This is a genomic window from Rhodoligotrophos sp. CJ14 (assembly GCF_038811545.1).
GTDB lineage: Bacteria > Pseudomonadota > Alphaproteobacteria > Rhizobiales > Im1 > Rhodoligotrophos > Rhodoligotrophos ferricapiens.
Window position 1 is genome coordinate 1,371,800 of sequence record NZ_CP133319.1, and the last position, 25,403, is coordinate 1,397,202.

Sequence of the window (25,403 nt, forward strand, 5' to 3'; positions counted from 1 at the left end):
AGAAAGCTTTTTGGGGTGAACCCAATGCCATGGGCATTTCTGGCCCTAGTCCTCGAAGCGGTTCGTGGCGTCACGGTCCCGCTCGTACTGTCTCTTGAGCGGAAATGGTGGCAACCACGACTCGCGACGAATGGTCCAGCTTTCATAGCTTGGCGTGAGTTGGTCAGGGGCATCGAGGGACCCTAGGTTCACTTCGATTTCGTCTGCGGTGCGTGCGAACACCGAGGAACCGCAACGCGGGCAGAAAAACCGTCCGGCATAGTCGCGTGTTTCGCCTTCGATCGTCACCGCCTCCTGAGGGAAGATCGCCGACGCGTGAAACAGCGCGCCGTGATGCTTGCGGCAGTCGAGACAGTGACAAAGGCCGACCCGGTATGGCCGACCCGACGCCACGATTCGCACATTCCCGCACAGGCAACTGCCGGTGAACCGGTCCATTCCTGCCTCCCCTCCAAGTCAAGCTGCCAAAATGATTAGAACCAACAGCACGCTCATGACAATCGCCCCCTGCGGGCGCGGAGCGCCTGATGGCGGCGCAGCAGCCGTCCTGCGTTCCGCGCTAGAGCAGCTTGTCCGGCGTGACAGGCAGCTCCCGGATGCGCTTGCCGGTTGCGTGGAAGATCGCGTTGGTGATGGCCGGGGCGACACCCACTAGGGCGATTTCGCCGACGCCCTTCACCCCGAGCGGGTTCACATGGGGGTCGTGCTCCTCGACAAACAGCACGTCCATCACCGCTGGCGCATCCGCATGCACCGGCACCGCATATTCGGCAAAGTTGGCGTTCGGAACCCGCCCATTGCGGGCATCCACCACCGAGTGCTCCATCAGCGCCATGCCGATCCCGCCGATCATGCCGCCGATGCACTGGCTGCGGGTGGTCTTCGGATTGACGATGCGGCCGGCCCCATAGGCCCCGACCATGCGCCGCACGCGCGTCTCGCCGAGATCGGGATCCACCGCGACCTCCACGAAAACGGCCCCGAATGCATGCATCGAGAACCGCTTGCTCGCATCACCCGGTTTCACGTCCGCCCGGGCCTCGATGGGCTGGCCGAGACGCTGCATGGCCTCCGCCAGCTCATTGGCCCCGCCCCGGGCGAGTGCCTCCTCGCGCGCCTGCCGGCACGCCGCCTGAACGGCGCTGCCGACGCTTGCCATGGTCATCGAACCGCCATGCACCGGTGCCCGCGGCAGACGGGTATCGCCGAGAGTGAACTTCACTCGCTCGACGGGCAGCCCGAGCGTCTCGGCCGCAACCTGGGTCATGGATGTCCAGGTGCCCGGCCCCATGTCGCTTGCCGCGCTCGTCACCTCCGCGGTGCCATCAGGCAGCAGCCGGGCCAGGGCCGAGGCAGGGGCATAGTTCATGGGATAGGTGGCCGTTGCCATACCCCAGCCGATCAGCCAGCGGCCATCTCGCATCGAGCGCGGCTGTGGAGAACGCTGGCTCCAGCCGAAGCGCTCCGCCGCAGCCCGGTAGCACTCCCGGGTCGAGCGACTCGAGAATGGAAGGCTCTTGTCCTCGTCCTGCTCCGGCTCGTTGCGCAAGCGCAACTCGAGCGGGTCGATACCGAGCGCCATGGCAAGCTCGTCCATGGCGCATTCCAGCGCGAATACGCCGCTCGCCTCGCCGGGTGCGCGCATATAGGTCGGCGTGTGCACATTCATGGGCGCCAGCCGATGCCGCGTGAAGACATTCGGACTGGAGTGAAGAAACCGGCTCGCGTTGAGCAGCGCTTCCGTATACTCCTCGTAAGTCGAGGTCTCCTGATATCCCTCATGTATAACGGCCGTGAGCTTGCCATCCCCAGAGGCGCTGAGGGCGACTCGCTGCACCGTGTGCGGACGATAGCCCACGCCGTAATACATATCCCGCCGCGACAGCATCAGCTTGACCGGCCGTCCGACGACCCGGGCGCCAAGCGCGGCCAGCGTCACATGCGGCCATACCCGCAGGCCTGAGCCGAAGGCGCCGCCGACAAAGGGCGAGATGACGTGAACATTCTCGGCTGGAATGCCGAACACCGCCGCGAGCTCATCCGCAACATTGTGCACCCACTGCGTCTTGTCCCACAGGGTCAGGCGGTCGCCATCCCATGCAGCGATGGTTGCGTGCATCTCGATAGGGTTATGATTCTCGCGCGGGATGACATAGGTCTCGTCAACCCTGACCTCCGCCGCGGCCAGCGCCCCTTCGGGATCGCCGCGCCGTGTCTCGTCCGGCCTGGCCTCGCCCTGGTCAGTCTTCTCATGCGTTGGGTCGGTTGGTTTGGCGCTGCTGATATCGGTGGTCGCTACCTGAGCTGCGTAGCTGACGCGCACCAGCCTTGCGGCATGGTTTGCCTGTTCCAGGCTTTCGCCGATCACCAGAGCGATCGGCTGGCCTTGATGGTTCACCCTGTCGTCCTGCAACACGTGCAGACGCTCGCCGGTAACGGGATCAGTCATGCCCTTATGTGGGCGATAAGCGAGCCGAGGCGCGTTGCGGTGTGTCAGAAGAGCCAGAACCCCGGACGCTCGTTCAGCCTCCGCCGTGTCAATGGACGTGATGCGGCCGCTCGCGATCGTGCTTCGGACCACAGCGGCATAGGCGAGGTTCGGCACCTCGAATTCGGCGGCATAAGTGGCGGTGCCGGTAACCTTCTGGCGGCCATCGACGCGGCTGACCGGCTTTCCGATGACTGCGGTGGTCATGCGCGTGCTCCTGCGATTCCAACCGCGCGCACGATGGCGCGCTGCATGAGCTCGATCTTGAAGTCGTTATCGCCGCGCCCCTGTGCGCCTTCCGCTGCGAATGCCGCCGCCTGTCGCAGCGCAGCCTCATCGAGGCTGGCTCCGGCCAGAGCCGCTTCCACGCGTGGGACGCGCCAAGGCTTGGTTCCAACCCCGCCAAGGGCAATGCGCGCTTGGCGGATGCGTGAGCCATCCATGTCGAGCGCAACCGCCGCCGAGACGACCGCGAATTCGAACGAAGCCCGATCGCGGACCTTGAGATAATGGGAGCGCCGCGCGGCCGGATTGGCCGGTACAGTGATCGCAGCAATCACTTCCCCGGGCTCGAGCACTGTCTCCATATGCGGCGCATCTCCCGGCAACCGGTGCAACTCCGCGAGCGGGACAACGCGCTGACCGCTAGGGCCAAGCACCTCGACCGCAGCATCGAGCGCGATGAGCGCGACCGCGAGGTCGGACGGATGCGCGGCGATGCAATTCTCGCTCGTACCCAGCACCGCGTGCCAGCGGTTTTCACCGCCGATCGCGGCGCAGCCCGAGCCTGGTGCGCGCTTGTTGCAATCCGCATAGCCAATGTCACGGAAATATGGGCAACGAGTGCGCTGCAGGAGATTGCCACCCATGGTCGCCTGATTGCGCACCTGTGGGCTCGCTGAGTTCAGCAGCGCCTCGGAGATCACCGGATACTGCTCCATGATAGCAGGATGAGCCGCAACCTCCGCCATCGTGGCGGCAGCGCCGAGCCTGAGCCCTTGCGATCCGCTCTCGATGCGGCCGTCGAGAAGCCCGGCGAGGCTGATGAGCCTGTCGGGCCGGCGGACGTCTTCCTGGAGCAGTTGCACCATATCGGTGCCACCCGCGATATATTCGGCCGGCGCGTCGTTGCGCCCGGCCTGAGCACCAAAGGCGAGCGCTGCGGAAAGATCGCGGGGCCGTTCTAGGGCAAAGGGATGCATGGGTTCAGCCTCCCTGCGTCGAGCCAGTTACGGATGCCGCGTCTTGGATCGCTGCCACGATATGATCATAGGCGCCGCAACGGCAGATATTGCCGCTCATCCAGTCCCGGATCTCCTGGGGCGAGCCGGCATGCCCCTCCGCGATACAGGCAATGCCGGACATGATCTGGCCCGGCGTGCAATAGCCGCACTGGAACGCATCACGCTCGATGAAGGCGGCCTGCAGCGGGTGGAGTTCTCCCTCTTGAGCGAGCCCTTCTATGGTCGTGATCTCGCGACCCTCCACGAGCGCCGCAAGCGAGAGGCATGACTTCACGCGTTTGCCGTCCATCAGCACCGTGCAGGCGCCGCACTGGCCGAGACCGCAGCCCTTTTTAGAGCCAGTGAGGTGTAGGTGCTCGCGCAGGGCATCGAGAAGCGTCGTCCGCGGATCAAGCATCAGCTGGTGCTCGGTTCCGTTGACATGGAGCACCACATCCAGCGCTGCAGACCCTTTCACAGTTTGTTGTGCTGCTTCTTGCGCAGCCGCGGGTGGGACGACACTGGACATGAGCGATCCTCCTGCAACCAAACCGCTGCCCGCGGCCGCGAGTCCCAGCACCTCTCGTCGTGTGATTTCATCGCTGCTCATCACCGGGCCTCCGCATGTAACGCCTCACGCGCCGCTCAGTTCGATACCCGCGTGCTGCTCGCTTAATCCTTTATTTAAGGCCGTCTGGAGGAGATGCCATGTGGCGCGCCTTGTCCAAGGTCGAGTCCTGGCCGACATTCATGCGATGTGGCTCCTGAAACTGACGCTCGCACTCGCTGGATGTTACGCTGCTCTTGTCGGCATTCTATACGCGCTGCAGACCCGGCTGATCTTCCCGACCAGCCTTGCAGCCTTCGGACCCGATTTACCTGAGCGCGCACGGGCCATCGACCTGGCGGCACAGGACGGCGAGCGCGTGGTTCTGGTACGCCTATCGGCAAGGCGACCCGCAGCCGAACCACGCCCGCTCCTGCTGGGCTTCGGCGGCAATGCCTGGAATGCCGATGCTGTCGCCCTGACGCTGCACGAGACCTTCCCCGAGCACGAAGTTGCGGCGCTTCACTACCGCGGATATCGCCCAAGTACTGGAAGCCCGTCAGCCTCGGCCCTGTTCGAGGATGCCCGGCGCGCCCACGACCACCTCGCCCGTGACGCCCAAGCCGGCATTATTGCCATTGGACTTAGCCTGGGCGCTGCGGTTGCGGTTGATCTGGCGAGCACCAGGCCTGTGCGGGGCATCGTCCTGGTGACACCCTTCGACTCGCTCAGAGAACTCGCCGCCCACCACTATCCCTGGATCCCGGTGCGCCTCTTGCTGCGCCATCGCATGGAACCCGCAGCCACTCTGCGCGACCTCGACGTACCCACAGCCATTATCCTGGCAGAAAACGACACCATCGTTCCTGCGCCACGCTCGACCGCTCTTCGCGAAGCTGTTCGGGATCTGCGCAGCGAGATCGCCATACGCGCCGGCCACAATGACCTCTATGGCCATCCCGATTTCGCCGGCGCCTTACGCGCTTCCGTTGCGGCAGTCACGCGTGATTGAGGGATCGTTGCAGCAAATTTCATTTCGCTACCGCGATGCTCCATTACCGGAACCGCGGAAGCAATCCGAGAAACTACTCGGCCGTGCTCTTCACCGTCGTTGTGCTTTTCTCTGGCTTTGAACCAGGAACATGCGACATCGTCTTGGTGCGGGTGCTCAGATCTTCGCCATGGCGCACTTTGGTCTGGGTCTTCGACTTGCTCCATTCGCCACCATCCTTGGCGGACGCGTCAGATTTGGCATTGAGATTATTGCTGTTGGCGTTGACCTTCGTGTCGCTGTCAACCTTGCCATCAACAGCAGCCGCACTGCCTCCCGAGCCCACCGTGGCATTGTGGCCGGAACCGGTTGTGCAACCCGCGCCGGTGCCGACGGTGCTCGCCGATGTGCTATCCGTTGCGGCGCTTCCGCCGGAGCCTACGGTGGCCGCGCCGTCACAGCTGTCTTGAGCCTGAACCGGCAGGCTGATCGGAGCGAGAAGCCCCAAGGCGGCCAGCACTATGAGAGATCGTCTCATTTCTCGTCCTTCCCTTTTTTCTGCACGATGACGCAGTCATCGCCCGATCCAGTCGCAACTGAACTTCCGTCGGAAGACGAGGCGGCGGCCGAGGAAGAGCTGCCATTGCCGTGCGAGTGAACAGTCACACCCGAACCGGTCCCGGTACTGCTGCCGACGGTCGTACGGGCGGAGGCTTTGCCATTGCCGACGGTGACCTCGCTCTCTAGACCGCCGCTTGTCGAGCCATCCTCGGTCACGACCCGGCAAGGTTTGGACCGCGGTTCAGGTGGCGATTGCGCCTCGACCTGGCTGTAAGAGAGTAGCGCTACCAAGAACCAGGCGAGGGTCAGAGCCAAAACGTAAAGAGGACGCATGGGTCTTACCCCTGATAGGGCTCAGCCTCGCGACCGCGAAGCCGAGCCGTTTCCAGACTGAGATCAGCTGCAGCTGCCCTTTTTGGCCTGTCCGGGCGGGCAATCCTTGTTGCTCGTGCCGTCCCGCGCCGCACCGGCCGCCGAGCTTCCCGAGCCGACCGACGAGCTGGAATCGCCATCACCGGCCGAGCTGCCGCCGGTGCCAACCGAACTGGCGCTGCCGCTGTCACCACTGCCGGCCGCGGAACCGCCCGTGCCGACAGATGAGCTTGAGCTGCCACCACCGGCCGATGAGCCGCCCGTGCCAAGCGTGCTGGCGCTGCCACTGCCGCTATCGCCGGAACCTGCCGCAGAACCGCCAGTGCCGATGGTTGAGCTGCTCTGGCCACCGCCAGCGGAGCTGCCGCCGGTTCCAAGGGTCGTGGCACTGCCGCTCCCGCTGCCGGAGCCCGATGCACTGCCTCCGGTGCCAAGCGTGGTGCTGCTTTCGCCGCCACCCGCTGACGTGCCACCGGTTCCGGTCGTGGTGGTTGAGGACTGGGCGAGAGCCCCTGCCGTGGTGCCGGCAAGAAGGGCGAGCACAAGGGCGGATTTTCTGAGCATAGCTGACACAGTTTCTCTCCTCGTATTGTGAATCCGACGTCCCCGGATGTCAGGAACTGAGGAGATAACGAGGCAGCTTTCGGTTTATTCCTGAGCGATGTGCGCCGAGGAATGCTCCGCGACGGACACAGGGAACCAGGCCAGAGCCGCGCCATTGAATCCGGTGGACGAGCCTAGGATGACGAAAATCACCGCCTTTGAAGATATCGAGCTGCGCGAGATGCAGGTGGATTCAACCTCCATCGCTCTGCGCATGCATGGCTCGGGCCCGCCGGTTCTACTGCTGCACGGTTTCCCGCAAACGCATCTGATGTGGCGGTTCGTGGCCCCGGCTCTCGCCGCGAGCTTTACGGTGATTTGCCCCGATCTGCGCGGATATGGCCGCAGCGGCTGTCCGGCATCGACGCCCGATCATGCCCCCTACTCAAAGCGTGCAATGGCTGAAGACATGGTCCTGCTCATGGAGCAGCTTGGCTTCTCGCGCTTTTCCATCGCTGGCCATGATCGCGGTGGCCGCGTCGCCTATAGGCTCGCGCTCGACTATCCCGAGCACGTTGGTCGGCTCGCGGTCCTCGATATCGTGCCGACGGCCGATGCCTGGGAGAAGGCTGATAAGCGCTTTGCCTGCGCATTCTGGCCTTGGTCACTCCTTGCCCAGCCAGAGCCTCTGCCCGAACGGCTGATCGCCGCCGCCCCGGGTGCGATCATTGACGATGCGCTCAACGCTTGGGGATCTTCACCACAGGCTTTCGGGGAGAATATTCGCAAAGCCTATATCGCAGCGCTGAGTGATCCGGCGCATATTCACGCGATTTGTGAGGAATATCGGGCGGCAGCGACCCTGGACCATGCTCATGACACTGCTGACCGCCAAGCGGGTCGGCGCATCACCTGCCCCGTGCTCGCGCTGTGGAGCAGCAAAGGTGGTCTGCAAAGCTGGTATGCTGAAGCCGGCGGCCCGCTCGGCCTATGGCGCACTTGGGCAGAGGACGTCTCTGGCCAAGCCTTGGACGCCGGTCATTTCTTCCCCGAGGAGATTCCCGAGATCACCGCCGACCTCCTCGGCCGCTTCTTTGCTGCAACGGCTGAGGATTGAGGGCCGAGCGAAACATCTAATCGTCCGGTAGCAGCGCCGGGTTATAGACCACCTCCCACAGATGGCCATCTGGATCCTGAAAATACCCGGCATACCCACCCCAGAATGTCTTCTGCGCCCGCTTCACGAGGCGAGCCCCGGCACCGATCGCTTGCGTCATGACCGCGTCGACTTCCGCTTCGCTGCCGACATTATGGCCGAGCGTGAACTCGGTCGCGCTGCGGCCGCCTGGTTCGATGCCGGCATCATGCGCAATATTCGTCCGCGCGAACAGCGCCAGCTTCAGCCCATGCTGAAGGTCGAAAAACGCCACGGCGCCATGGTCGAATTCTTGTCCGATGATCCCTTGCGTCGAGAGCCCCAGTCCGTCCCGGTAGAACTTCACCGATGCTTCGAGGTCGTCGACACCGAGGGTGATCACGCTGACGCTGGGTTTCATGGGCCTGCTCTTCATCTTTAAGGGCCGATATGTGGGTCAGGCAGAGGCCAGCTCGCCCTGTGCCCGATCATCTCGCCAGATTGGCAAGGTCGACCCCGTAAACTGCGGCATTCTTCTGTGAATAGACGGACCTGTCCTCGACCCTCTCGCCCTTGAGGGCGGCGCTGAGAATGTCGAGCATCGAATGCCAGCCGACGGCGCTTTGCGCGATGAAGCGCTCGGGGATGGGGAAATGCTTGAAGGTGAGAACCACATCCGCGCCGGATGGCCCAAGCTCGAATGTCGGATAGGATTCCGGATAGGCGGAGACCGCATCCGGACCGTCATTCGGATCGAAGACATTCCACGTGTAAACGAGTTTCCGGCAAGGCTGCCACTGGGTGACGATGCCGCGCACATGTCCGCCCATGATGCGCACGGTCCCTCCCGGTCGTGGCTCGATCGAGCTGTCATCTCCAAACCAGGAGGGCAGAAGCCTTGTATCGGTCAGATGCGCCCAGACCCTCTCGACCGGTCCGGGCAGAATGCGACGGAAGGTCAGGCATGAGAGGCTTGAAACCTCACCCTTTTCGCTCATTCCCGTCTCCTGTGTCCAGCTGCTTCACATCCTGCTCTGGCGCGCTGCGCAGCGCTGTATCTAGAGCGTCGAACTTACCTGCCCAGAACTGCCGGAGCTGGTCGATCCAGCCACCAAGCTCCTCGATGCCCTCGGGGTTGAGGGAGTAGATCCGCCTTTGCCCCTGCGCACGCGCACGGACGAGCTTGGCTGCCCTGAGCGCCTTGAGATGCTGGGAGATTGCCGGCGCCGTGATCTCGAACTGAGCGGCGATCTCGCCGGACGAAAGCGGCCCACGCGCGAGGCTTTCCAGAATGTGGCGGCGCGTCGGATCGGCAAGGGCTGCAAAACTGTCCATGCCTCATTATGTCATATCCGCTTAATTAAGCCAAAGCTAAATTGCAACAACCACGACTGGTGCGCCCGTCGCGAGCATCACGCCGACGCGAGGTCTTGGCCAATGCTTGCCCGCAACAGCATCCTTTATGGTTTCTGTACAGTTAAAGAACATCGACTCGTCATGAAAATTGGTATTACATCGAGTTTACTTGCTGTCTCGCCGTGAGCGGCGTTCCGGGAGAAACACCATGCGGGTTCACAAATTGCTCGTTCGCGCAATGGATGACGCCTGGACGATCGAGTTTGCAAACCGGCGCTTTGATCGTTTCCGGTCGCAGCAGGAAGCACTGCACAAGGCACTCGAATGGTCCCGAAACGCAACTGATCACGGCCATCAGGCCATCGTTCTTCTCGAAGGAAGCAATGGCGAGCCCCAGGAGGTAAAACCACCGAGATGGTGGCAGGCCTGGCCCTAAACCGCGGGACTATCGCCGGAGCACCGCCTGCTCGGCCGCAGCATCGAGCGGCTCCCCAAGCCCTGCCTTTCTCAAATACGCATCGACCGGATCATCCTCTGCAGCCGGCACGTAATCCTCGGGATTACCCGTATCGAGTGCCGCAAAGGTGATGGTCCATTTGCCGGCATCCCGGCATGCGATCGCATCGCTGCGCCGTGCATCGTCCGCCACCCGGAATTCCCGGCAAAGTTCACCGCTCGGCCGCTTGAAACTGGCAATGGCGCGAACCGTACCGGCCGGCGTGCTCTGTTCTGCGCCAGAGGGAAGATGGTCGAGATTGCTCAGCACGCTGGGCTGTTCGAGCTTTGCGAGCAAGCCCTGAGTGCCCGCCGGCTCCTCCAAGCTTAAGAGCCGCTGAGCACCGAAGCCGGCCGCAGCACCGATCACCAGCGCGACCGAGGCGGCCAGCGCTGCCATGCGCCCGATCGACTTGGGCGGAGGCTTGCGTTCCGGCCCAGGATCGCTGGTTCTAAAGCGCTCCTGTTCTCCGCTGCGCTCGCCAGATGCCGTCGCCGGCTTCGGCTGGACCTCCGGTTCGGCGATGGCCTTGCGGACAGCGGCTTCGAGACGAGGCGGAACAGACGGTGAGGTATTGGCGCCAAAGGCCTCTCGGGCCAGATGCCGGCTCCTGATATACGCAACCACCTGGGCCACCAGTGTCGGATCGTTCAACATGGCCTGCTCCAGGGCTCCGGCCACCTTCTCATCAAGCTGGCCATCCGCATAGGCCATAAGGGTCTCGTCACTAAAGCTAAGCCGAGACATCCGCTCGTCCATTAAACCAATTCCCTATCTTCTCGTGGGCTGGCCTCCATTCGTCAGCTCAAGCAGTCGCTTGCGCGCACGCGCGAGCCGGCTCATTACCGTCCCCACCGGAACGCCCAAGATGTCAGCCGCCTCCCGATAAGTCATGTCCTGTCCGCAGACAAGCAGAAGCACCTCCTGTTGATCGGCAGGCAAAAGGTCGATCGCCCGGCAGACATCCGCCAGCTCGAACCGGGAAATGATGCCCGGCTCTCCGCTTTCCGTCTGCCCGCCCGCCGCCTCGATATCCACATCATCGCGCCGGGCCTCGACTTTGTTGTGGCGAACCACGTCGATCCAGTGATTGCGCAGGATCCGGAAGACCCAGGCATCGAACCGGGTTCCGGGCATCCAGCTATCGGCGGCCGCGAGCGCACGTACGCAGGTATCCTGCACCAGATCGTCCGCCAATGCAGGTGATCGGCATAACACGAGCGCATAATGGCGCAGCCGCGGCAGCAGACAGACCAGATCATGCCCGATCCTGGAATTCAGTGCTTCCTCGTCTTTCAGAGAGAACGCGACACTCACAGCTTTATTCCCGTCCCTCGTTCGCGCATGCAGTTCGTTCCGAATGCTGAAAGCGGCCCCGCTATCCGGGAGCTAAAAGCGCAGCGAGCCGTTTAGTTTCGGAAACGGCATTGCGGCATGACCGCTCAACGTCTCAGGGGAGATGAATGTTTCGCGGCATTACCATCCTGGCATTTCTCGCCACCCTGCTTCTCGCCGTGCATCTGACACCGCACGTCAAGATTCACGGCAAGAGCGATCCGGCGCTGTCCTTTGAGCCATCGCCCGCTTTGGCAAAGGAAGGGGGTGGCGGTGGGGGTGGCAATGGGGGAAATGGCGGAAATGGCGGAGGGAACGGCGGTGGTGGCGGCAATGGCGGCGGCAATGGGAACGGTGGAGGTAACGGGAACGGCGGAGGTAACGGCAACGGCGGTGGTAACGGCAATGGCGGCGGCAACGGGAACGGAGGCGGCAACGGCAATGGCGGTGGTCTTGGAGCTGGCAACGGCGTAGGGAACGGTGCCAGTGGCAATGGCAATGCAGGCCGCGGCGGAGCGGCCGTTGGACAAGGTCGTAACGGGCAAGCCTCCAGCCAATCCCGTGGCCAAAACCCTGGCGCAGCGCCCGCCGCCAGCAACCGGGGTCCCGCGCCGTCTGGGCAGGCCAGCACTCGCGCCTCATCCCCGGCCAAAGCCGCCAATAGTGTCAGCGCAAAGAGCCCGAGCCCGAAATCTCCATCCAAGCGCGCAGCACCTGCCTCATCAGCCGGCCTCCCCCAAGCCCCCAACGAGATCCTCGTCAGCGGCCTCAGTCAAAGTGATCTCGATCGGCTCGCAAGCCGCGGCTTTCGCGCCGACGCCAGCACGGAAGGCCGTGTCGGTCCCAAGATCTTCCGCCTGCGGGTACCGCGCGGCCGGTCCTTGGACGAAGCCCAGCGCGAGGTGCATGAGGTGAGCGGTCAGGCCGAGACTGATCTCAATCACTTCTATTACCTCGAAGGGGCCATTCCCCGCTGCGCCAGTGGCAACTGCGAGCCGCAAGCCTTGATCGGCTGGGATCTCATCCAAGCGTCCACCTGCGGTGAGCCGGCGAAGATCGGCATGATCGATACACGCCTCGATCTCACTGATCCCGCATTGAGAGGGGCCGCGGTCGAGCGCGTCACCGCACGCAAGACACGCCAGCAGGCAGGCAATGCCGAGCACGGCACGGCCATAGCCAAGCTGCTGGTCGGGCAGGGCAAGACCGCGGGCCTGCTTCCAGGCGCCACCCTTGTCGCCGCCGATGCCTTCTACCGCGAGCCAGGAGATGAGCGCGATAAGACTGACGTCGTGACCCTCATCCGGGCTTTGGAACTGCTAGTCGAGAAGGGCGTGAAGGTCATCAATCTGAGCCTGTCAGGCCCCGAAAACAGCGTGCTGCGCGAAGCCGTTGAGGCTGCACTGGCCGAGAACGTCGTTCTCGTCGCAGCCGTAGGCAATGGTGGGCCTGGGGCAGCGCCATCCTATCCGGCCGCCTATGACGGGGTCATCGCCGTCACTGCCGTAGACAAGAACGGCAACATCTATCCCCGCGCAAATCAGGGCACCTTCGTGGATCTCGCCGCACCCGGCGTTGACCTTGCCATTCCCGGAGAGAAGAGCGGCCGCAAGCGGGTCTCGGGCTCGTCCTATGCCACGCCTTTCGTCACCGCCGCTGCCGCGCAGCTCAAGGGGTCAGAACCCGATTTGACGGCGAGGAGCCTTGAAACGGTGTTGGCTCTCCACAGTATTGATCTTGGCGAACCTGGACGCGATCCGGTCTATGGCGATGGTCTGCTGCAGGCGAGCGGACTGTGCACAAGCTCTCCGGCCGTGACCACCTCTAAGCAAGGCGCATCGCATGAGCGGGATTTTTCCGGGGAGACCTTGAGAAATGCGCGGGGTGCGCCGCACAGCGCATCCAATTAGGCGGGTAGTTCTACAATGGCGTCATATAGCGCGGTTACGCATTTCATGAATGAACGGCTGGATGAGCGCCACAGGACAGGCTCATCCAGCCGAGAGGAGTGTCTTAGTCGATGATCTGCACGACCTTGCGGGTACCGGGCTCGACCAGCACGGTCCGGCCATCGACCACCACGTAACGATACTCGCTCACCTCCGGAACGCCTTCGATCGCATGCAGCTCGACATCCTCCGGCAGGGTCGCGCCGACCGCCAGTTCAACGGAATCCGGCAGCGTGACCGGCTCGACCGTGTGCTTCGTCACATATTCCCGAACCACGGTCTGCTGTTCAGGCGACACGACAACGGTGGTCTGCGCCGCGAGAGGTAGGCTGCTGCCGATAACGAGGGCTACAGCTGCCAGCATGGATTTTCCATAGGTCATGCGTTTCTCCTTTGAGTTCGGATGAAAGTGGCTCATGCGATGATGTAGACGATCTCGTAGCTGTCGGGATCGACGATCACGATCCGTCCATCCGCCAGCACGAAGTAGCGATAGGCCCGATAGGCCGGCACGATCTCCACGATCCGCGGGGGCAATGGATGGAGCTCGATCGTTTGCGGTATGGCGACACCGACCGCGATGTCCACATCGATATCTCGCACCGGTTGCACATGGGTCTCGTGGATCGTTTGCTTGATGACCGTGCGGTCCTTGCTGGTGATGTTGACCTCGGTCTTGGAGCCGCTCTTTTCCCCAGAACGCGTTGTGCGTTTCGAGGACCCCTCTTCGGTATCCTGCGAGCCCGACTGGGTCTTGGAACGATCGCCCTGGGTCTGGTCCTCTCCCTTTTGGCGTGTCCGGGTCTGGCTGTCTGCCTCGTCGGACTGACCGCTCTGTTTCTGATCCGTGGTGCCCTGGCGCGTGCGCGACTGGCCTGTCTGTTCATCGCCGCCCGTGCCTGTGCCCTGCTTCTGCTGGGTTGTGGTGCGCGACCCGGACTGACCGCTATCGCCCTGTGAGGCGCCACCGGTCGTGCTGCCGCTTTGGCCCTGCTGCAACTGACGGTTCTGGCCCGAGGCACCTCCCTGAGCGGATGAACCGCCCTGCATCGAGGAGCCGCTGGTCCCGCCTTGAGTGGTCGCACCGCCTTGCGAGGCACCTCCTGACGTCGATCCGCCACCGCTCTGGCTCTGAGTGGCTGAGCTGCCACCGCCTTGTGACGGGGTTGTGGTGGTCTGTGCGGAAACGGTTGCTACACCGAGCAGTGCCACCGTGGCGACACTTGCGAGTAATCGGGAAATCATTGGTCTGCTCCTCCTTGCAAACGCCCACTCTCACCGAGATAACGAAGCTGCCGGCCCTTTATTCCCAACACAGGTGCTTGGCTTTAAAGCCCGACAGAAGTGCAGAAGTAATTCCCAGAGAGAAATCGCGTTCCCATTTGATTATCTTCGCTTTTAGGAACGCTTCGTCATAAAGTTTTAGAAAAACACAAACAATCCGGCGCAAATCGGCCAGCATACAGACGACAAAAAAAAGGGGGCCGCCCCCATGTGGGTAACGGCCCCCAGCATGCATGCGTCAGTCGATGATCTGAACGACGCGGCGTGTGCCCGGCTCAACCAATACGCGCGACTGATTCACATACGCATATTCATACTGGTAGTCCGGCACCGGATGCAGCGTAACCGTTTCTGGCAGGGTGCTTCCCACCACGACACGCCGCTCGACCACCACCGGTTCTGCCGGTGCGGTCTCGACATAGGTCCTTACCCGGTCTGGAACATTGGTGACAGCGTCGACCACGGCCCCAGCTGTGCCCACAGCGCCACCGACCACGGCGCCAGCGGTGCCCACGGCTCCGCCGACAACGCCGCCCGCCACTGCGCCAACGGGGCCGCCAATTGCCCCACCTGCAGCGGCGCCGGCTGCGGCACCCGCGGCGGGACTCGTGCCATCGGCGACGTGAATCCAGCGTTCACGCTGCTGGTAGAATGGCCGGTCGCGATAATAGGTGTCCCAATACTCGGCCGTGTCATAGGTCACCGTTGGCACCTCGACCGTCGCCGGGGCCTGCGTCACGACGGTGCGCACGCTGGCGGTCTGATAGGCAAGGTACCGTCCATAGGCCCAGCCGCGATTGCCATTGAAGGTGACATCACACCAGCTGCGCCCCTCGAGGCAGCCATGAAACTCCACGGATTGCTGGGCGGGAATGGCCGTGACCACTGGAAATTCGGGGCTCGGTCCCGCACGCAGATTGAGATCGGTGGTGGCGAAGACCTCTTGGGCCTGTGCGGCGGCGGGCGCCCAAGCTGCGCCCAGCAATGCCGCCAGAACAAGTGCTTTCCTCGCAGTCATGAGAACTGTCCTCCTGTTATGGAAACAAAATCTCAGCTTGGGCTGGTACTTTGATGTCGACCGGTCCCTGAGGTACACATTTGAACCGGTTCGGCTGTTGGTGAGCTATCGTCTTGCTCTGCATCAACTTGCCTTCTGATCGAAACACCTTCAGGCCAGCCGAGATGTTCAGATAACGTCTGCCTCACAAACTTATTCCCGAAGACTCCCTTCAATATTTCGTGCGTGATTAAAAAATCTGCTTGAGACGCAAAGGCACATACGATCAGGCACCGCGGATCTCGCGCGATGCCATCAACCTGTGCCTCTCAGATGCTATCGCCCGCGGCTTAGCTCAGTGCTTCGGAACCGAATAGGCCGGCGGATCACTGGCCGGAAACGATTCATCCGATGCTTCGTCCACCTTGTCCCAATAGCTCTTGGGCGGATCCCGCATGCTCTCAGGACCGGCCGGCCGACCCTCGCCATAGGCTGCCGGATCATTCTTCCGCACCCGGATGTCCGGATCGAAAGCCGCCGCCCTATGAGAGGCTCCATCTCCCTGAGATGTGCGAGCTGAGTGGTCGTCCGCCGAACCATGCGCCCCATCCGGCCCTTGGCCGCCCCAACCCTTGTACCAGCGCATGGCACCCATGGCAGCCAGACCGAGCATTAGCCAACCGAATTTCCTCATCGTTCCTCCTTACGAGGTTCCGTGGACACCCTAGGCGCCCTAATCTCTGCAAGTAGAAATGAGAGGGTGCGCTAGAAGTTCCCGCACCCTGCACGCAGTCAAACCCCATGGACCGAACTGGAACGCGGGCTCGGCTCTGATGTTATGCAGGTCTCGTCGACGATGGTCGTCGGCTTCCCGCGCGGAGATCCACAATGGACCGGAGGAAACTTCTTGCCGCTGCAACTGGGCTTGCAAGCTTTGCTATACCCATCGCGTCTGCAACAACCACAGCCCAGGCCCAGGCCATGGACCAGCTGAAACGGTCGGCCTTGATGGGCGGCGACTTCGCCCTGATGACAAGCGAGCTGGCCCGGCGGAATTCACAGAACCCGCTTGTGCGCAATTTCGCGATGCTCGAAATGGATGAGCAGGAGGCGATCGCTCGCGCCTTTGGCGCAGCTCCTGGTTCGGCCGGCATGCGGCGAGATCACGCCGCCATCCTCGAGCGCCTGCAGGCGATGCGCGGCCCCGAATTCGATGCGATGTATATTCAAGGTCAGGTGCAAGGCCATAGGGAGCTTCTGCGGATCCACAGATCCTACGCAAGCCGTGGTCCTGATCCGGTGGCCCGCGCCGCGTCCATCGTGGCGGTTCCTGCGATCCAGACCCATCTCGGCATCCTGACCTCGCTCAGGACGGCGTCGAGCTGAGCGAGCCAGAGCCTGCGAGAGCATCAGCAAGGGCGGCTTGCTCGATCAGGATGGTCAGCTTGAGATCGGGATGGCTGGCGACCCGGAACGTCACCTGCTGATAATCGAGAAAGCCGTCCGTGGGATGATTGAACGTGCGCTCGCCGCCCTCGCGGCCGAGCACCCAATGCTCGTCCCAGTATCGGGCGAAATCAGTGCTCTGGCTGCGAAGCTCCCCGATGAGGCTTCGGATGGCCGGCTCGGTGGTATGACTGCTCACATCGGCCCGGAACTCGCCAACCACCCGGCGTGCACGCTCCTCGTAGCGATGGATCAACGATCGCGCTGACGGCTCGAGAAAGATGAACCTGAGCAGGTTGCGTTCGCCGGGCCGATCGAGCCAGCCTGCAAACAGACGCTCCGCTTTATGATTCCAGCTCAGCGCGGTCCAGCAGCGGTTGAGAATATAGGCGGGCGAGTCAATGGTGGTGACGGACGCCAGCACGGCCGCCGAAACGGCATTGTCCTCGATCGCATCCTCATCCGGGTCTCGTATCCCGGCCAGTTCGAAGAGATAGGCGCGCTCGGCGCGTCCAAGCCGCAAGGCATGGGCGAGCCTCGCCAGCGCCGAAGGCGAGACCGAGATATCACGCCCTTGTTCGAGCCACGTATACCAGGTGGTGCTGAGCCCGGAGAGATGGGCGATCTCCTCACGTCGCAGGCCTGGTGTCCTTCGGCGTTGGCCCGCCGGCAAGCCCATGTCAGCCGGCGCGAGCTTCTCCCGCAAGGCCCGAACGAAGGCGCCTAACTCCCGCCGCTGCTCCGATGATCGCGTCCGCACCATGATGGAATTTATACCAGCATAAATCTCGATCTTAAACCAGTGTAATGGTGCTGCTATGGATCCCGCACAGTGTCCCGCGAGACACATGAGAACGGAGCAGCCACATGTCAGAAGTGAAGAGCCACCAAGCCCTGGTCGGCGGCCAGTTTGGCGCGCGTGCCGAGGCTTACCTCAAGAGCGCGGTCCACTCGCAGAGCGATGATCTGGAGGCGCTCTGCGCCTTGGTCCACGGCCAGTCACACGCGCGGGTGCTCGACCTCGGCTGTGGCGGCGGGCATGTGACTCTGAATGTCGCCCCGCACGTGAGGGAGATTATCGCCTATGATCTCTCTCCCGAGATGTTGGCCGTCGTCGCCCGCACCGCTGGGGAAAGAGGTCTTGGCAACGTGAGCACCCGCCAGGGCGTGGCGGAGAAGCTGCCATTCGAGGATGAGAGCTTCGACATGGTGCTGACCCGGTTCAGCGCTCACCACTGGGATGATCTCGATGCGGGGCTTCGCGCGGCGGCCCGTGTGCTCAAGCCCGGTGGCACGCTCGGGGTGGTCGACACGCTGGGGCCGACGAAACCGCTGCTCGACACCTTCTTTCAGACCATCGAAATGCTGCGCGACTGCTCGCATGTGCGAAGCTATTCGCGGCCCGAATGGGAAGCAGCGATCGGCCGCGCCGGCTTTGTTTCGGAAACCGCCGCCCGCTTTCGCTTGCGGCTCGAATTCACCTCCTGGGTCGAGCGGATCGGAACGCCGAAGGTCCAGGCCGATGCCATTCGCGCGCTTCAATCCGCCGTTTCGAAGAATGTCATCGATTATTTCGAGACCGAACCCGACGGCAGCTTCAAGATCGATGTCCTGCTGATCAAAGCGTCAAAGCCGACCGTCACGGGAGCACCGCCAAGCCATCGCTAGACCGGGAGCGAAATCGTACGGCGCAGAACAGCAGCGCGCCGCACGCGCCGCGACGAAGCGGGAACCGTCAGGGTCCATCTCGTCTTCTCTCGACGGACAAAGAGGGATAGACGTCGATGAATATCACCAGTCTGAAGGACATGTATATCGCCGAACTCCAGGAGGCGAGAAGCTTCGAGTCCATGCTCAAGGGCACTCTGAAGGAGATGTCGGATAAGGCCTCGAACCCGGAGCTGCAGAAGGGCATTCAGAGAGCACAGCGAGGCGACCGCCGAGCATCAGCGTCTTATCGAAGGCCTGATCAGTGCCCAGGCCGCCTCTGTCGATGAGCACACCGATCAGGGTATCGAGGCCCTCACCACGGAAACGAAGAAGATGGCTTCCTTTACGGAAGGGGGCGCGCTGCGCGATGCTGGCCTGATCGCCTCGGCGCAGCGCATCGAACACTATGAAATCGCGGTCTACGGCACGCTGGCCTCTTACGCCAAGGCCTTGGGCCTCAAGAACGATGCTCAGATCCTGAACGGCATTCTCGAGGAGGAGAAGGATACCGATCTCATTCTCTCCGACATTGCTGAAGGTAACATCACCCCCACGATCGTTGAAGCTGAGAGCCGCTGAGGGTCTCAGCCTCAACCATTTGTCGGGAATACACGCTTCTTCGGCGTGACCTGCCGGACGTGCCAGGCATGAGAAACCCCTCTTGTATTGAGACAAAAGTCTCACTATGACTCCTGCCCAGGGATCAGAGGGAGCCTCAGCCTATTTCTCGAGTAGAGACCATATCGCACGCTCGCCCGCGCGGTAGGCCCACCCGGCGCTCGAACCAGCGGAAGCGCACGCGCAAGGACCTTCTTCAGGCTGCATCGCGCCTCATGAAAGAAGGTCGCCGGCCCAGCTTCGAAGAGATCGCTGACGCCGCCATGGTCTCGCGGGCGACCGCCTATCGCTACTTTCCAAGCCTCGACGCGCTCCTGGCCGAGGCATCCCTCGATGTTCCCCTGCCAGAAGCAGAAGATCTGTTCCCGGATGATCAGCCCGAGGATCTGCTATCGCGCCTCGAACGGGTCGACGCCGCATTCAATGATGTCATCCTGGAGAACGAAACCCAGGTTCGCTTGATGCTGGTGCACGCCCTCGAACAGAGCGTGCGGGCGGGCGATGATAAGACTGCCTTGACGCGTCGGAACCGCCGCAGCCCCCTGATCGAGGCGGCGCTCGCGCCGGCACGCGACCAGCTGAGGCCGGCGGATTTCGATCGGCTGAACAAGGCCCTGGCGGTGGTTCTCGGGCCGGAAGCGATGGTTGTGTTGAAGGATGTCCTTCTACTCGATGAGACCGAGGCTCGGGAGGTGACGCGCTGGGCCATACGCGCGCTTCTGGAGGCGGCAAGGCAAGGGGCCGCATCTCAAGAATAGGACGAGCCCGGCACAGAAGCAGGGCTTTGCCAGCCCGATCGTCAACATCAACAATGAAAGGGATATCGCCATGGGGAGATGGTCGGTTGCGCGTGCAGCGCTTGGATTGGGGCTGCTTATGCTCATGCTGGCACCCGCTTCAGCAGCCGCGGACAAGGATAAGATCAAGCGGGGAGAATACCTGGCCACGATCATGGATTGTGGCGGGTGTCACACCACCGGTGTCTTCTTGGGTAAGCCCGACCCGGCAAAATATCTCGCGGGCTCCGAGGTGGGCTTCCAAATTCCCGGGCTTGGCATCTTTTATCCACCCAATCTCACGCCCGACCCCGAGACGGGCTTGGGAAAATGGAGCGAAGCCGAGATCGTGAATGCGGTCCGCAAAGGCGAACGGCCGGACGGGCGCATCCTCGCACCGGCCATGCCCTATTCTCACTATGGGAAGCTCACCGATGAGGATGCTTTCGCCCTCGCGGCCTATCTCAAGAGCCTGAAGCCAGTACGCAACGCCGCGCCGGCGCTGGTGGGCCCGTCGGAGACGCCGAAAGCGCCCTATCTCACGGTGGTGATGCCGCAATAGCAAGTCACAGGCAGCAGCGCTTGGAGGGCCGGCATGACGCCGATGTCGGCCTCCACAGGCGAAACGGCGCGAGGTTGCAGGCCAGACTTGTGACTTACCGAACCTCGGCCGACAGCGCGGTGAGCACCGCATGCGCCGCTTTGATGCGCGCCGGAATCGGCACATTGTTATTCGCCAGCATCACAATCCCGATCTCTTCCTTGGGCACGAACGCCACATAGGCGCTGAACCCTCTGGTCGAGCCGGTCTTGTTGAACAAAGTCGGGGCGGACGCCACGAGAGGCGGCGTGAGTTCCGTGGCCGGCTGAGGCTCCATCGCCATGGCTTCGGAATTGCCGTCGAGCAGCCTGTCGAGCGCGACAGGATAGGGATATTGCTCCCAGCCCAATCCCTGCACCATCGCACCCACTCTGAAATAGCCGATATGCGTGGCCTCGATCGCCCGTTCTATCGAGGGCTCCAGCGCCTCTGGGCTGATATTGGCCTCGACATACCGGATCATGTCCTCCGCTGTTGATTTGACCCCGTAAGGTCCCGCATAGAGAACGCCTCGGGTCATCCGGCTAGGCTTGTTGGCCTTGTCGTAGCCCCAGGCGTAACGGCCCATCTCTGCTTCCGGCACCCTCACATAGCTCTGCTGCATGCCGAGCCTGGGAAAAATCTCGCGTTCCATGAGGTCGGCGTAATCGCCCCTCATCGCCAGAGCTGTGGCATGCCCGAAAAGGCCGATGCTGGGATTGGAGTAGCGCCGTTGGCTGCCCGGTGCCGCGGCCGGTTTCCACTGCTGAAAATACCGGATCATACCGCCATCGGTGACGCCCTTGGGAAACTGAAGCGGCAATCCGCCCGCGCTATAGGTGCCCAGATTGAGGAGGCTCGCCCGGTCGATGGCGCTGCCACGTAGCTCCGGCATGTATTTGCTCGGATGATCCTCGAGCGACATCTTCCCGAGTGCCTGGGCATAGGCCGCAAGCATCGCCGCGAATGTCTTGCTGACCGAGCCGATCTCGAAAAGCGTATCCTTTGTCACCGCCTGCTTGGTGTCTTTCGAGGCAACGCCATACGTGAAGAAATGCCGCTGACCGCGCACCGTCACGGCCACAGCCATTCCGGGGACCTTATAGTCCGACATAAGCGGGCCTATGGCCTCATCGACGGCGGCGGAGATCCTCTCCGCACCATCCGCCGCCTCGGCTGCGCCCGGGAGCAGGCAGGATGAAATGATGGCCAGCGCAACCGACCAGCCCACCTTGGCGACAGGGATCAATGGTTTCTCTCGTATTCGGATGTGATTGCAGCGCGATGGAGTCCCCGAGAGGAGATCCACCCATATTAGAGCATTTTTCAAGCGAAGCGGAAACTGTGGCCCGCTCACCCCATTGGTTGAAAGCACGCACCCGCTTTAAGCTGCTGGCAAGCGACGGCGCCGCATCCTGAAGCTGCATTCCGGGCTATGTGTTTTCGATGAGCTGGCGGCCCGGCAGCGCTCGCGAGAGGTGCAGCCGTGGCAAGATGGCTTCTCTGGTCCGGTGGCTTAGCCCTGGCCCTTGCCGCCGCTGGCTTTATCGCCATTCAGCTGAGCCCCTGGCCGGAAGCCCTGTTCTTCCGCTATCTATCCGACCGGGAGGCAGCGAGAATGACCCGCGCGCTTGAGAAACATGTTCCACCCGGCACCGCTGTCCAGCGCAACGTGGTCTATGATCCAGGCGATGCCGATGCGCGGCTTGATCTCTACTACCCCACGACGGTCGAATCTGCGGATCGTTTGACCGCCATCATCTGGATCCATGGTGGCGGCTGGATCTCCGGCAGCAAGGAGATGGTGGCGGGATATGCCCGCATCCTTGCGGCGCGTGGCTATGTTGTGGCAGCCATCGGCTATTCGCTGGCGCCCGCCAAGACCTACCCGACCCCGGTGAAGCAGGTGAATGCCGCGCTGGCCTTTCTCGCCCGCAATGCGGGACGCTTTCATATCGACCCGGCGCGCTTCGTGCTGGCTGGTGATTCCGCGGGATCACAGATCGCGGCCCAGCTCGCCAACATCATCAGCGTGCCGGAATATTCCAGAACCGTCGGCATCACCCCGGCCATCGCCCGCGAGCAGCTGCGCGGAGCGATCCTCTTCTGCGGAGCCTACGACCTCTCCCTGATCAAACTCGAGGGGCCGTTTCACAGCTACCTGGAAACGGTGCTCTGGTCCTATACCGGGGTGAAGGATTTCGCCACCGATCGCCGGATCGCGCCGGCATCCGTCATACACTACCTAACCCAGGATTTCCCGCCGGCCTTCATCTCGGCTGGCAATGACGATCCGCTGCTGCCTCAATCGACCGAACTGGCCGACGTGCTTGCGGCCAAGGGCGTTCCCGTGGACACCCTGTTCTTTCCCCAAGACCACAAGCCTGCCCTGCCTCACGAATATCAGTTTGACCTGGATGGCGAAGCGGGCCAACTTGCATTGGTTCGCGTTGAGGCATTTCTCGGCCGCCTGTAAGTATAAATTATCCATTGCCGGCCGAGATCGACTATTTCCGTCAATTTGATCAGTTCTTTTAAGGAAGAGAACGCATTCTAGATGCTCCTATGACTGGAGCTCATTCGCGATCTTTTCCCGGAAGCGCCACCACAGGGCCATTGGCAGGGCTCGGTTCTGCCGGCATCAGCCCGAATGATCGGCGCTTGCTCGACAGAGGATTGAACAATGCAGACCATACGTCCCTGGCTATGCGCTGTATCGCTGCTGCTCGCGCTGGTCATGCCTCAGTCGAGCCGGGCACAGGATGACGTCTGCCGTCAGAGCGTTGATCAGCCGGCATGTGAACCGTCCATGGCGGGCAACACCCGAATGGATCCCAAGACCGGCTATCAGCAGGTCGCCCTCAGCCTGTTCAGCGATATCGGACAGGGCCTGGCCGAAGCCCCTCTGACCTGGCACGAGGATCATGGCAAGCCTTGCCTTGGCGATTTGTCCTGCCTTACCGGCACCAACACCGACCGGCCAGTCAACATTAGCTTTTTGGCCAATTTGCATGGGCCGCTGGCGACCGTGGCCGTGAAGTTCGTTCCCGAATGCGCCCCCTCCGACATTTCGATCAAGCTGGGCTTTTCCGACGGCGGATCGGACTGGATCGAACGCGCCTATATCGTCGAATACAATGGCAAGACTGTCTGCCATCTTCTCGGTTATCCCAATGTCGCCGTTGAAGATGGAAGCGGCAAGGCCGTGACGGTCCCGGTTCGCCATGGCAATGAGGCGGCCTCTGCCGGCTCGGCTGCGCCCGTCTTGGGCCCAGTGGCGGTGACGCTTTCGCCGACGGACCGGATCGCGTGGTTTGTCGTGCAGACCTCGATCGCTTGTGATCGCGCCGTCAAGATGAAGATTGCCTTGCCGCAATCCGAGACATGGCTCCAATCATTCGGCCTGGCCCGTGCCGGTTGCTCTTCGATTGCCATATCGCCCATCCGGCCCCTCTCCGCGCTCGCGCTGAACGGCAGTTCCTAAAAGGCTGCCCTTCCGCCCGTCACGCAATCTTCATGGCTCTGTGACGTCGCTGAGACCCGAAGCCGCGAATCCTCGCCGTCCATCGGACATATCCAAGAGGACTCGCGAATGCGCGCAGCATTGTTGTCAGCGACGGCTCTCGCCATCGCTCTGGTCAGCCCGGCTCTCTCTCAGGAGAAGCAATATCCGGCCACCCTTGCGGGCCAGGCAGTGCTGCCGGCCAACAGTACGGTGCCGGCGCCGGCCGATGCGCCCGACCATCTGAGGCAGGCGGGCAAGTTCACCACCCCGGATCGTAAGCGCACCGAAGCTTTGGGCACGGTGCCGGGCAAGGACAGCGCGCGCGTGACCGACGTGAAGCTTCCCCTCGATGGTCAGCCCCTCCAGGGCTTCTCCGGCATCAAAGCCATGGATGACAGCACCTTCTGGGTGCTCTCGGACAATGGCTTCGGCAACAAGCTGAACTCATCCGATGCTGCCCTGATGCTGCACCATCTTCGGCTCGATTGGGAAAGCGGTCAGGTAGAGCGGCTCGAGACGATCTTCCTGAGCGATCCGGACAAACGCGCCCCCTTCCCGATTGCCATGGAAGGAGCCGCAACCCGCTATCTCACTGGCGCCGATTTCGACATCGAGTCGATCCAGCCTGTGGCCGACGGCTTTTGGATCGGCGAGGAGTTCGGACCCTATCTGCTCAAGGTGGACCAGCAGGGTCGGCTGAAATCGGTGCATGACACGGTCGCCGATGGTAAGCCCGTTCAGTCACCCGATCACCCCACCCTGACAACGCCCGCCAATCCCAAGGCGGCAATGCCTGCCTTCAACCTTAAGCGCTCAGGCGGTTATGAGGGCATGGCCATGTCGCCCGACGGCAGCAAGCTTTATGCCCTGCTCGAAGGTCCTCTGTTCAAGCCCGATGGATCGGTCGAGACTGTCGCGGGCAATCCCGCCTTGCGCATTCTCGAATTTGACACGGCCAAAGGCGACTGGACCGGCCGGTCCTGGGCCTATCCCTTGTCGAAAGGTGGAGAGGCTATCGGCGACTTCAACATGATCGATGAGGTAACGGGCCTCGTCATTGAGCGCGACAATGGCGCAGGTCTCCCCGACAAATCCTGTGCAGATCCGGCAAAGCCCCAGCCCGATTGCTTCGATAAGCCCGCAACCTTCAAACGTATCTACAAGATCGCGCTCACCGCTGACGGCAAGGGCGAGCCTGTGCGCAAGATCGGCTATATCGATCTCCTGGCGATTAAGGATCCCAATGGCAAGGCGCGCCAGGGGGCCAAGGACGGCGTCTACACGATGCCATTCGTCACCATCGAGAATGTGGACGTGATCGACGACAATCATATTGTCGTCGGCAATGACAACAATCTTCCCTTCTCGGCTGGCCGCGCGACCGACAAGGCCGACGATAACGAATTCGTACTGCTGGAAGTCGGCGAATTCCTGAAGGCCGAGTGAGAGGGTGAAATGAGCTCCGCTCGACTTGAGCGGACTGGTCCATTC

Annotated in this window: 31 protein-coding genes; 13 read left to right on the forward strand and 18 right to left on the reverse strand. The window is 62.3% G+C overall.

Annotated features, from left to right (window positions below):
* Positions 1–45 precede the first annotated feature (45 nt).
* The 4 genes from RCF49_RS06305 to RCF49_RS06320 all read right to left on the reverse strand — a co-directional run bounded on the left by RCF49_RS06305 (position 46) and on the right by RCF49_RS06320 (position 4,240).
* Positions 46–438 carry a GFA family protein gene (locus RCF49_RS06305; protein WP_342643188.1) on the reverse strand — a complete coding sequence of 131 codons (393 nt, stop codon included), beginning with the start codon at positions 436–438 and terminating at the stop codon, positions 46–48.
* A gap of 121 nt (positions 439–559) precedes the next feature.
* Complete coding sequence (locus RCF49_RS06310) at positions 560–2,695, reverse strand: xanthine dehydrogenase family protein molybdopterin-binding subunit (RefSeq protein ID WP_342643189.1); 2,136 nt, start codon at positions 2,693–2,695, stop codon at positions 560–562.
* Positions 2,692–3,690, reverse strand: a complete 999-nt coding sequence (locus tag RCF49_RS06315) for an FAD binding domain-containing protein (protein ID WP_342643190.1) — start codon at positions 3,688–3,690, stop codon at positions 2,692–2,694. The genes RCF49_RS06310 and RCF49_RS06315 overlap by 4 nt, the downstream gene beginning before the upstream one ends.
* Positions 3,691–3,694: 4 nt before the next feature.
* Positions 3,695–4,240 carry a (2Fe-2S)-binding protein gene (locus RCF49_RS06320; RefSeq protein ID WP_342643191.1) on the reverse strand — a complete coding sequence of 182 codons (546 nt, stop codon included), beginning with the start codon at positions 4,238–4,240 and terminating at the stop codon, positions 3,695–3,697.
* A 181-nt stretch (positions 4,241–4,421) separates the two neighbouring features.
* Between RCF49_RS06320 and RCF49_RS06325 the strand changes: the two genes are divergently transcribed.
* Positions 4,422–5,270 carry an alpha/beta hydrolase gene (locus RCF49_RS06325; protein ID WP_342643192.1) on the forward strand — a complete coding sequence of 283 codons (849 nt, stop codon included), beginning with the start codon at positions 4,422–4,424 and terminating at the stop codon, positions 5,268–5,270.
* A 73-nt stretch (positions 5,271–5,343) separates the two neighbouring features.
* Here the strand turns inward: RCF49_RS06325 and RCF49_RS06330 are convergent, their stop codons facing one another.
* From RCF49_RS06330 to RCF49_RS06340, 3 genes are all read right to left on the reverse strand, one after another.
* Entirely contained in the window at positions 5,344–5,787 is a 444-nt protein-coding gene (locus RCF49_RS06330; RefSeq protein WP_342643193.1) for a hypothetical protein, read from the reverse strand.
* Positions 5,784–6,143, reverse strand: coding sequence for a hypothetical protein (locus RCF49_RS06335; RefSeq protein WP_342643194.1), 360 nt, complete (start codon positions 6,141–6,143; stop codon positions 5,784–5,786). Before RCF49_RS06335 ends, RCF49_RS06330 begins: the two co-directional genes overlap by 4 nt.
* 63 nt (positions 6,144–6,206) lie before the next feature.
* The gene (locus RCF49_RS06340) at positions 6,207–6,746 is read right to left on the reverse strand and encodes a hypothetical protein (protein ID WP_342644133.1); all 540 of its coding nucleotides are present in this window, start codon (positions 6,744–6,746) and stop codon (positions 6,207–6,209) included.
* 178 nt (positions 6,747–6,924) lie between these two features.
* Here RCF49_RS06340 and RCF49_RS06345 point away from each other — a divergent pair, with 178 nt between their 5' ends.
* On the forward strand, positions 6,925–7,842 hold the full coding sequence (locus RCF49_RS06345) for an alpha/beta fold hydrolase (protein ID WP_342643195.1): 918 nt from the start codon (positions 6,925–6,927) through the stop codon (positions 7,840–7,842).
* A 16-nt stretch (positions 7,843–7,858) separates the two neighbouring features.
* Here RCF49_RS06345 and RCF49_RS06350 read toward each other — a convergent pair whose 3' ends face one another.
* The 3 genes from RCF49_RS06350 to RCF49_RS06360 form a co-directional block, all read right to left on the reverse strand.
* Positions 7,859–8,281, reverse strand: coding sequence for a VOC family protein (locus RCF49_RS06350; protein WP_342643196.1), 423 nt, complete (start codon positions 8,279–8,281; stop codon positions 7,859–7,861).
* A gap of 67 nt (positions 8,282–8,348) precedes the next feature.
* Complete coding sequence (locus RCF49_RS06355) at positions 8,349–8,858, reverse strand: SRPBCC domain-containing protein (RefSeq protein WP_342643197.1); 510 nt, start codon at positions 8,856–8,858, stop codon at positions 8,349–8,351.
* Positions 8,842–9,195: a metalloregulator ArsR/SmtB family transcription factor gene (locus tag RCF49_RS06360; protein ID WP_342643198.1), complete on the reverse strand. Its 354-nt coding sequence runs from the start codon at positions 9,193–9,195 to the stop codon at positions 8,842–8,844. The genes RCF49_RS06355 and RCF49_RS06360 overlap by 17 nt, the downstream gene beginning before the upstream one ends.
* 229 nt (positions 9,196–9,424) lie before the next feature.
* On the opposite strand from RCF49_RS06360, the gene RCF49_RS06365 reads away from it, so the two are divergent.
* Complete coding sequence (locus RCF49_RS06365) at positions 9,425–9,652, forward strand: hypothetical protein (RefSeq protein WP_342643199.1); 228 nt, start codon at positions 9,425–9,427, stop codon at positions 9,650–9,652.
* Positions 9,653–9,661: 9 nt separating this feature from the next.
* On the opposite strand, the gene RCF49_RS06370 is transcribed toward RCF49_RS06365, so the two are convergent.
* A complete protein-coding gene (locus tag RCF49_RS06370) occupies positions 9,662–10,459 on the reverse strand; it encodes an anti-sigma factor family protein (protein ID WP_342643200.1) in 798 nt (265 codons plus the stop codon).
* 24 nt (positions 10,460–10,483) lie between these two features.
* A complete protein-coding gene (locus tag RCF49_RS06375) occupies positions 10,484–11,029 on the reverse strand; it encodes an RNA polymerase sigma factor (protein ID WP_342643201.1) in 546 nt (181 codons plus the stop codon).
* 146 nt (positions 11,030–11,175) lie between these two features.
* On the opposite strand from RCF49_RS06375, the gene RCF49_RS06380 reads away from it, so the two are divergent.
* Positions 11,176–12,957: a S8 family serine peptidase gene (locus tag RCF49_RS06380; protein WP_342643202.1), complete on the forward strand. Its 1,782-nt coding sequence runs from the start codon at positions 11,176–11,178 to the stop codon at positions 12,955–12,957.
* Between the two features lie 103 nt (positions 12,958–13,060).
* Here the strand turns inward: RCF49_RS06380 and RCF49_RS06385 are convergent, their stop codons facing one another.
* The 4 genes from RCF49_RS06385 to RCF49_RS06400 form a co-directional block, all read right to left on the reverse strand.
* Positions 13,061–13,378, reverse strand: coding sequence for a DUF1236 domain-containing protein (locus RCF49_RS06385; protein ID WP_342643203.1), 318 nt, complete (start codon positions 13,376–13,378; stop codon positions 13,061–13,063).
* Positions 13,379–13,410: 32 nt separating this feature from the next.
* A complete protein-coding gene (locus tag RCF49_RS06390) occupies positions 13,411–14,241 on the reverse strand; it encodes a DUF1236 domain-containing protein (protein WP_342643204.1) in 831 nt (276 codons plus the stop codon).
* Between the two features lie 277 nt (positions 14,242–14,518).
* Positions 14,519–15,298 (reverse strand): DUF1236 domain-containing protein, encoded by a 780-nt coding sequence (locus RCF49_RS06395; RefSeq protein WP_342643205.1) that lies wholly within the window; start codon positions 15,296–15,298, stop codon positions 14,519–14,521.
* A gap of 334 nt (positions 15,299–15,632) precedes the next feature.
* Positions 15,633–15,971, reverse strand: a complete 339-nt coding sequence (locus tag RCF49_RS06400; RefSeq protein ID WP_342643206.1) for a hypothetical protein — start codon at positions 15,969–15,971, stop codon at positions 15,633–15,635.
* A 194-nt stretch (positions 15,972–16,165) separates the two neighbouring features.
* Between RCF49_RS06400 and RCF49_RS06405 the strand changes: the two genes are divergently transcribed.
* Positions 16,166–16,663 carry a DUF4142 domain-containing protein gene (locus RCF49_RS06405; protein ID WP_342643207.1) on the forward strand — a complete coding sequence of 166 codons (498 nt, stop codon included), beginning with the start codon at positions 16,166–16,168 and terminating at the stop codon, positions 16,661–16,663.
* Here the strand turns inward: RCF49_RS06405 and RCF49_RS06410 are convergent.
* Complete coding sequence (locus tag RCF49_RS06410; protein ID WP_342643208.1) at positions 16,644–17,486, reverse strand: helix-turn-helix transcriptional regulator; 843 nt, start codon at positions 17,484–17,486, stop codon at positions 16,644–16,646. The genes RCF49_RS06405 and RCF49_RS06410 overlap by 20 nt on opposite strands.
* A 104-nt stretch (positions 17,487–17,590) precedes the next feature.
* Here RCF49_RS06410 and RCF49_RS06415 point away from each other — a divergent pair, with 104 nt between their 5' ends.
* The 5 genes from RCF49_RS06415 to RCF49_RS06435 all read left to right on the forward strand — a co-directional run bounded on the left by RCF49_RS06415 (position 17,591) and on the right by RCF49_RS06435 (position 20,389).
* On the forward strand, positions 17,591–18,391 hold the full coding sequence (locus RCF49_RS06415) for a class I SAM-dependent methyltransferase (RefSeq protein ID WP_342643209.1): 801 nt from the start codon (positions 17,591–17,593) through the stop codon (positions 18,389–18,391).
* A gap of 116 nt (positions 18,392–18,507) precedes the next feature.
* On the forward strand, positions 18,508–18,720 hold the full coding sequence (locus RCF49_RS06420; protein ID WP_342643210.1) for a hypothetical protein: 213 nt from the start codon (positions 18,508–18,510) through the stop codon (positions 18,718–18,720).
* The gene (locus RCF49_RS06425; RefSeq protein ID WP_342644134.1) at positions 18,689–19,012 is read left to right on the forward strand and encodes a ferritin-like domain-containing protein; all 324 of its coding nucleotides are present in this window, start codon (positions 18,689–18,691) and stop codon (positions 19,010–19,012) included. Before RCF49_RS06420 ends, RCF49_RS06425 begins: the two co-directional genes overlap by 32 nt.
* Before the next feature lie 161 nt (positions 19,013–19,173).
* Positions 19,174–19,809: a TetR/AcrR family transcriptional regulator gene (locus RCF49_RS06430; RefSeq protein WP_342644135.1), complete on the forward strand. Its 636-nt coding sequence runs from the start codon at positions 19,174–19,176 to the stop codon at positions 19,807–19,809.
* Positions 19,810–19,879: 70 nt separating this feature from the next.
* Positions 19,880–20,389 carry a c-type cytochrome gene (locus RCF49_RS06435; protein WP_342643211.1) on the forward strand — a complete coding sequence of 170 codons (510 nt, stop codon included), beginning with the start codon at positions 19,880–19,882 and terminating at the stop codon, positions 20,387–20,389.
* A gap of 94 nt (positions 20,390–20,483) precedes the next feature.
* On the opposite strand, the gene ampC is transcribed toward RCF49_RS06435, so the two are convergent.
* Positions 20,484–21,638, reverse strand: a complete 1,155-nt coding sequence (gene ampC / locus RCF49_RS06440) for a class C beta-lactamase (RefSeq protein WP_432807393.1) — start codon at positions 21,636–21,638, stop codon at positions 20,484–20,486.
* A gap of 255 nt (positions 21,639–21,893) precedes the next feature.
* Between ampC and RCF49_RS06445 the strand changes: the two genes are divergently transcribed.
* The 3 genes from RCF49_RS06445 (at position 21,894) to RCF49_RS06455 (ending at position 25,358) form a co-directional block, all read left to right on the forward strand.
* Entirely contained in the window at positions 21,894–22,883 is a 990-nt protein-coding gene (locus tag RCF49_RS06445; protein ID WP_342643213.1) for an alpha/beta hydrolase, read from the forward strand.
* 207 nt (positions 22,884–23,090) lie between these two features.
* A complete protein-coding gene (locus tag RCF49_RS06450; RefSeq protein WP_342643214.1) occupies positions 23,091–23,891 on the forward strand; it encodes a hypothetical protein in 801 nt (266 codons plus the stop codon).
* 108 nt (positions 23,892–23,999) lie between these two features.
* Entirely contained in the window at positions 24,000–25,358 is a 1,359-nt protein-coding gene (locus tag RCF49_RS06455) for an esterase-like activity of phytase family protein (protein ID WP_342643215.1), read from the forward strand.
* Positions 25,359–25,403: the final 45 nt, after the last annotated feature.

Bases quoted from the DNA above. Each gene is read 5' to 3' on its own strand.
- RCF49_RS06305 (WP_342643188.1), bottom strand. From the start codon at position 438: ATGGACCGGTTCACCGGCAGTTGCCTGTGCGGGAATGTGCGAATCGTG.
- RCF49_RS06310 (WP_342643189.1), bottom strand. From the start codon at position 2,695: ATGACCACCGCAGTCATCGGAAAGCCGGTCAGCCGCGTCGATGGCCGC.
- RCF49_RS06315 (WP_342643190.1), bottom strand. From the start codon at position 3,690: ATGCATCCCTTTGCCCTAGAACGGCCCCGCGATCTTTCCGCAGCGCTC.
- RCF49_RS06320 (WP_342643191.1), bottom strand. From the start codon at position 4,240: ATGTCCAGTGTCGTCCCACCCGCGGCTGCGCAAGAAGCAGCACAACAA.
- RCF49_RS06330 (WP_342643193.1), bottom strand. From the start codon at position 5,787: ATGAGACGATCTCTCATAGTGCTGGCCGCCTTGGGGCTTCTCGCTCCG.
- RCF49_RS06335 (WP_342643194.1), bottom strand. From the start codon at position 6,143: ATGCGTCCTCTTTACGTTTTGGCTCTGACCCTCGCCTGGTTCTTGGTA.
- RCF49_RS06340 (WP_342644133.1), bottom strand. From the start codon at position 6,746: ATGCTCAGAAAATCCGCCCTTGTGCTCGCCCTTCTTGCCGGCACCACG.
- RCF49_RS06345 (WP_342643195.1), top strand. From the start codon at position 6,925: ATGACGAAAATCACCGCCTTTGAAGATATCGAGCTGCGCGAGATGCAG.
- RCF49_RS06350 (WP_342643196.1), bottom strand. From the start codon at position 8,281: ATGAAACCCAGCGTCAGCGTGATCACCCTCGGTGTCGACGACCTCGAA.
- RCF49_RS06355 (WP_342643197.1), bottom strand. From the start codon at position 8,858: ATGAGCGAAAAGGGTGAGGTTTCAAGCCTCTCATGCCTGACCTTCCGT.
- RCF49_RS06360 (WP_342643198.1), bottom strand. From the start codon at position 9,195: ATGGACAGTTTTGCAGCCCTTGCCGATCCGACGCGCCGCCACATTCTG.
- RCF49_RS06365 (WP_342643199.1), top strand. From the start codon at position 9,425: ATGCGGGTTCACAAATTGCTCGTTCGCGCAATGGATGACGCCTGGACG.
- RCF49_RS06370 (WP_342643200.1), bottom strand. From the start codon at position 10,459: ATGTCTCGGCTTAGCTTTAGTGACGAGACCCTTATGGCCTATGCGGAT.
- RCF49_RS06380 (WP_342643202.1), top strand. From the start codon at position 11,176: ATGTTTCGCGGCATTACCATCCTGGCATTTCTCGCCACCCTGCTTCTC.
- RCF49_RS06385 (WP_342643203.1), bottom strand. From the start codon at position 13,378: ATGACCTATGGAAAATCCATGCTGGCAGCTGTAGCCCTCGTTATCGGC.
- RCF49_RS06390 (WP_342643204.1), bottom strand. From the start codon at position 14,241: ATGATTTCCCGATTACTCGCAAGTGTCGCCACGGTGGCACTGCTCGGT.
- RCF49_RS06395 (WP_342643205.1), bottom strand. From the start codon at position 15,298: ATGACTGCGAGGAAAGCACTTGTTCTGGCGGCATTGCTGGGCGCAGCT.
- RCF49_RS06400 (WP_342643206.1), bottom strand. From the start codon at position 15,971: ATGAGGAAATTCGGTTGGCTAATGCTCGGTCTGGCTGCCATGGGTGCC.
- RCF49_RS06405 (WP_342643207.1), top strand. From the start codon at position 16,166: ATGGACCGGAGGAAACTTCTTGCCGCTGCAACTGGGCTTGCAAGCTTT.
- RCF49_RS06410 (WP_342643208.1), bottom strand. From the start codon at position 17,486: ATGGTGCGGACGCGATCATCGGAGCAGCGGCGGGAGTTAGGCGCCTTC.
- RCF49_RS06415 (WP_342643209.1), top strand. From the start codon at position 17,591: ATGTCAGAAGTGAAGAGCCACCAAGCCCTGGTCGGCGGCCAGTTTGGC.
- RCF49_RS06420 (WP_342643210.1), top strand. From the start codon at position 18,508: ATGAATATCACCAGTCTGAAGGACATGTATATCGCCGAACTCCAGGAG.
- RCF49_RS06435 (WP_342643211.1), top strand. From the start codon at position 19,880: ATGGGGAGATGGTCGGTTGCGCGTGCAGCGCTTGGATTGGGGCTGCTT.
- RCF49_RS06450 (WP_342643214.1), top strand. From the start codon at position 23,091: ATGCAGACCATACGTCCCTGGCTATGCGCTGTATCGCTGCTGCTCGCG.
- RCF49_RS06455 (WP_342643215.1), top strand. From the start codon at position 24,000: ATGCGCGCAGCATTGTTGTCAGCGACGGCTCTCGCCATCGCTCTGGTC.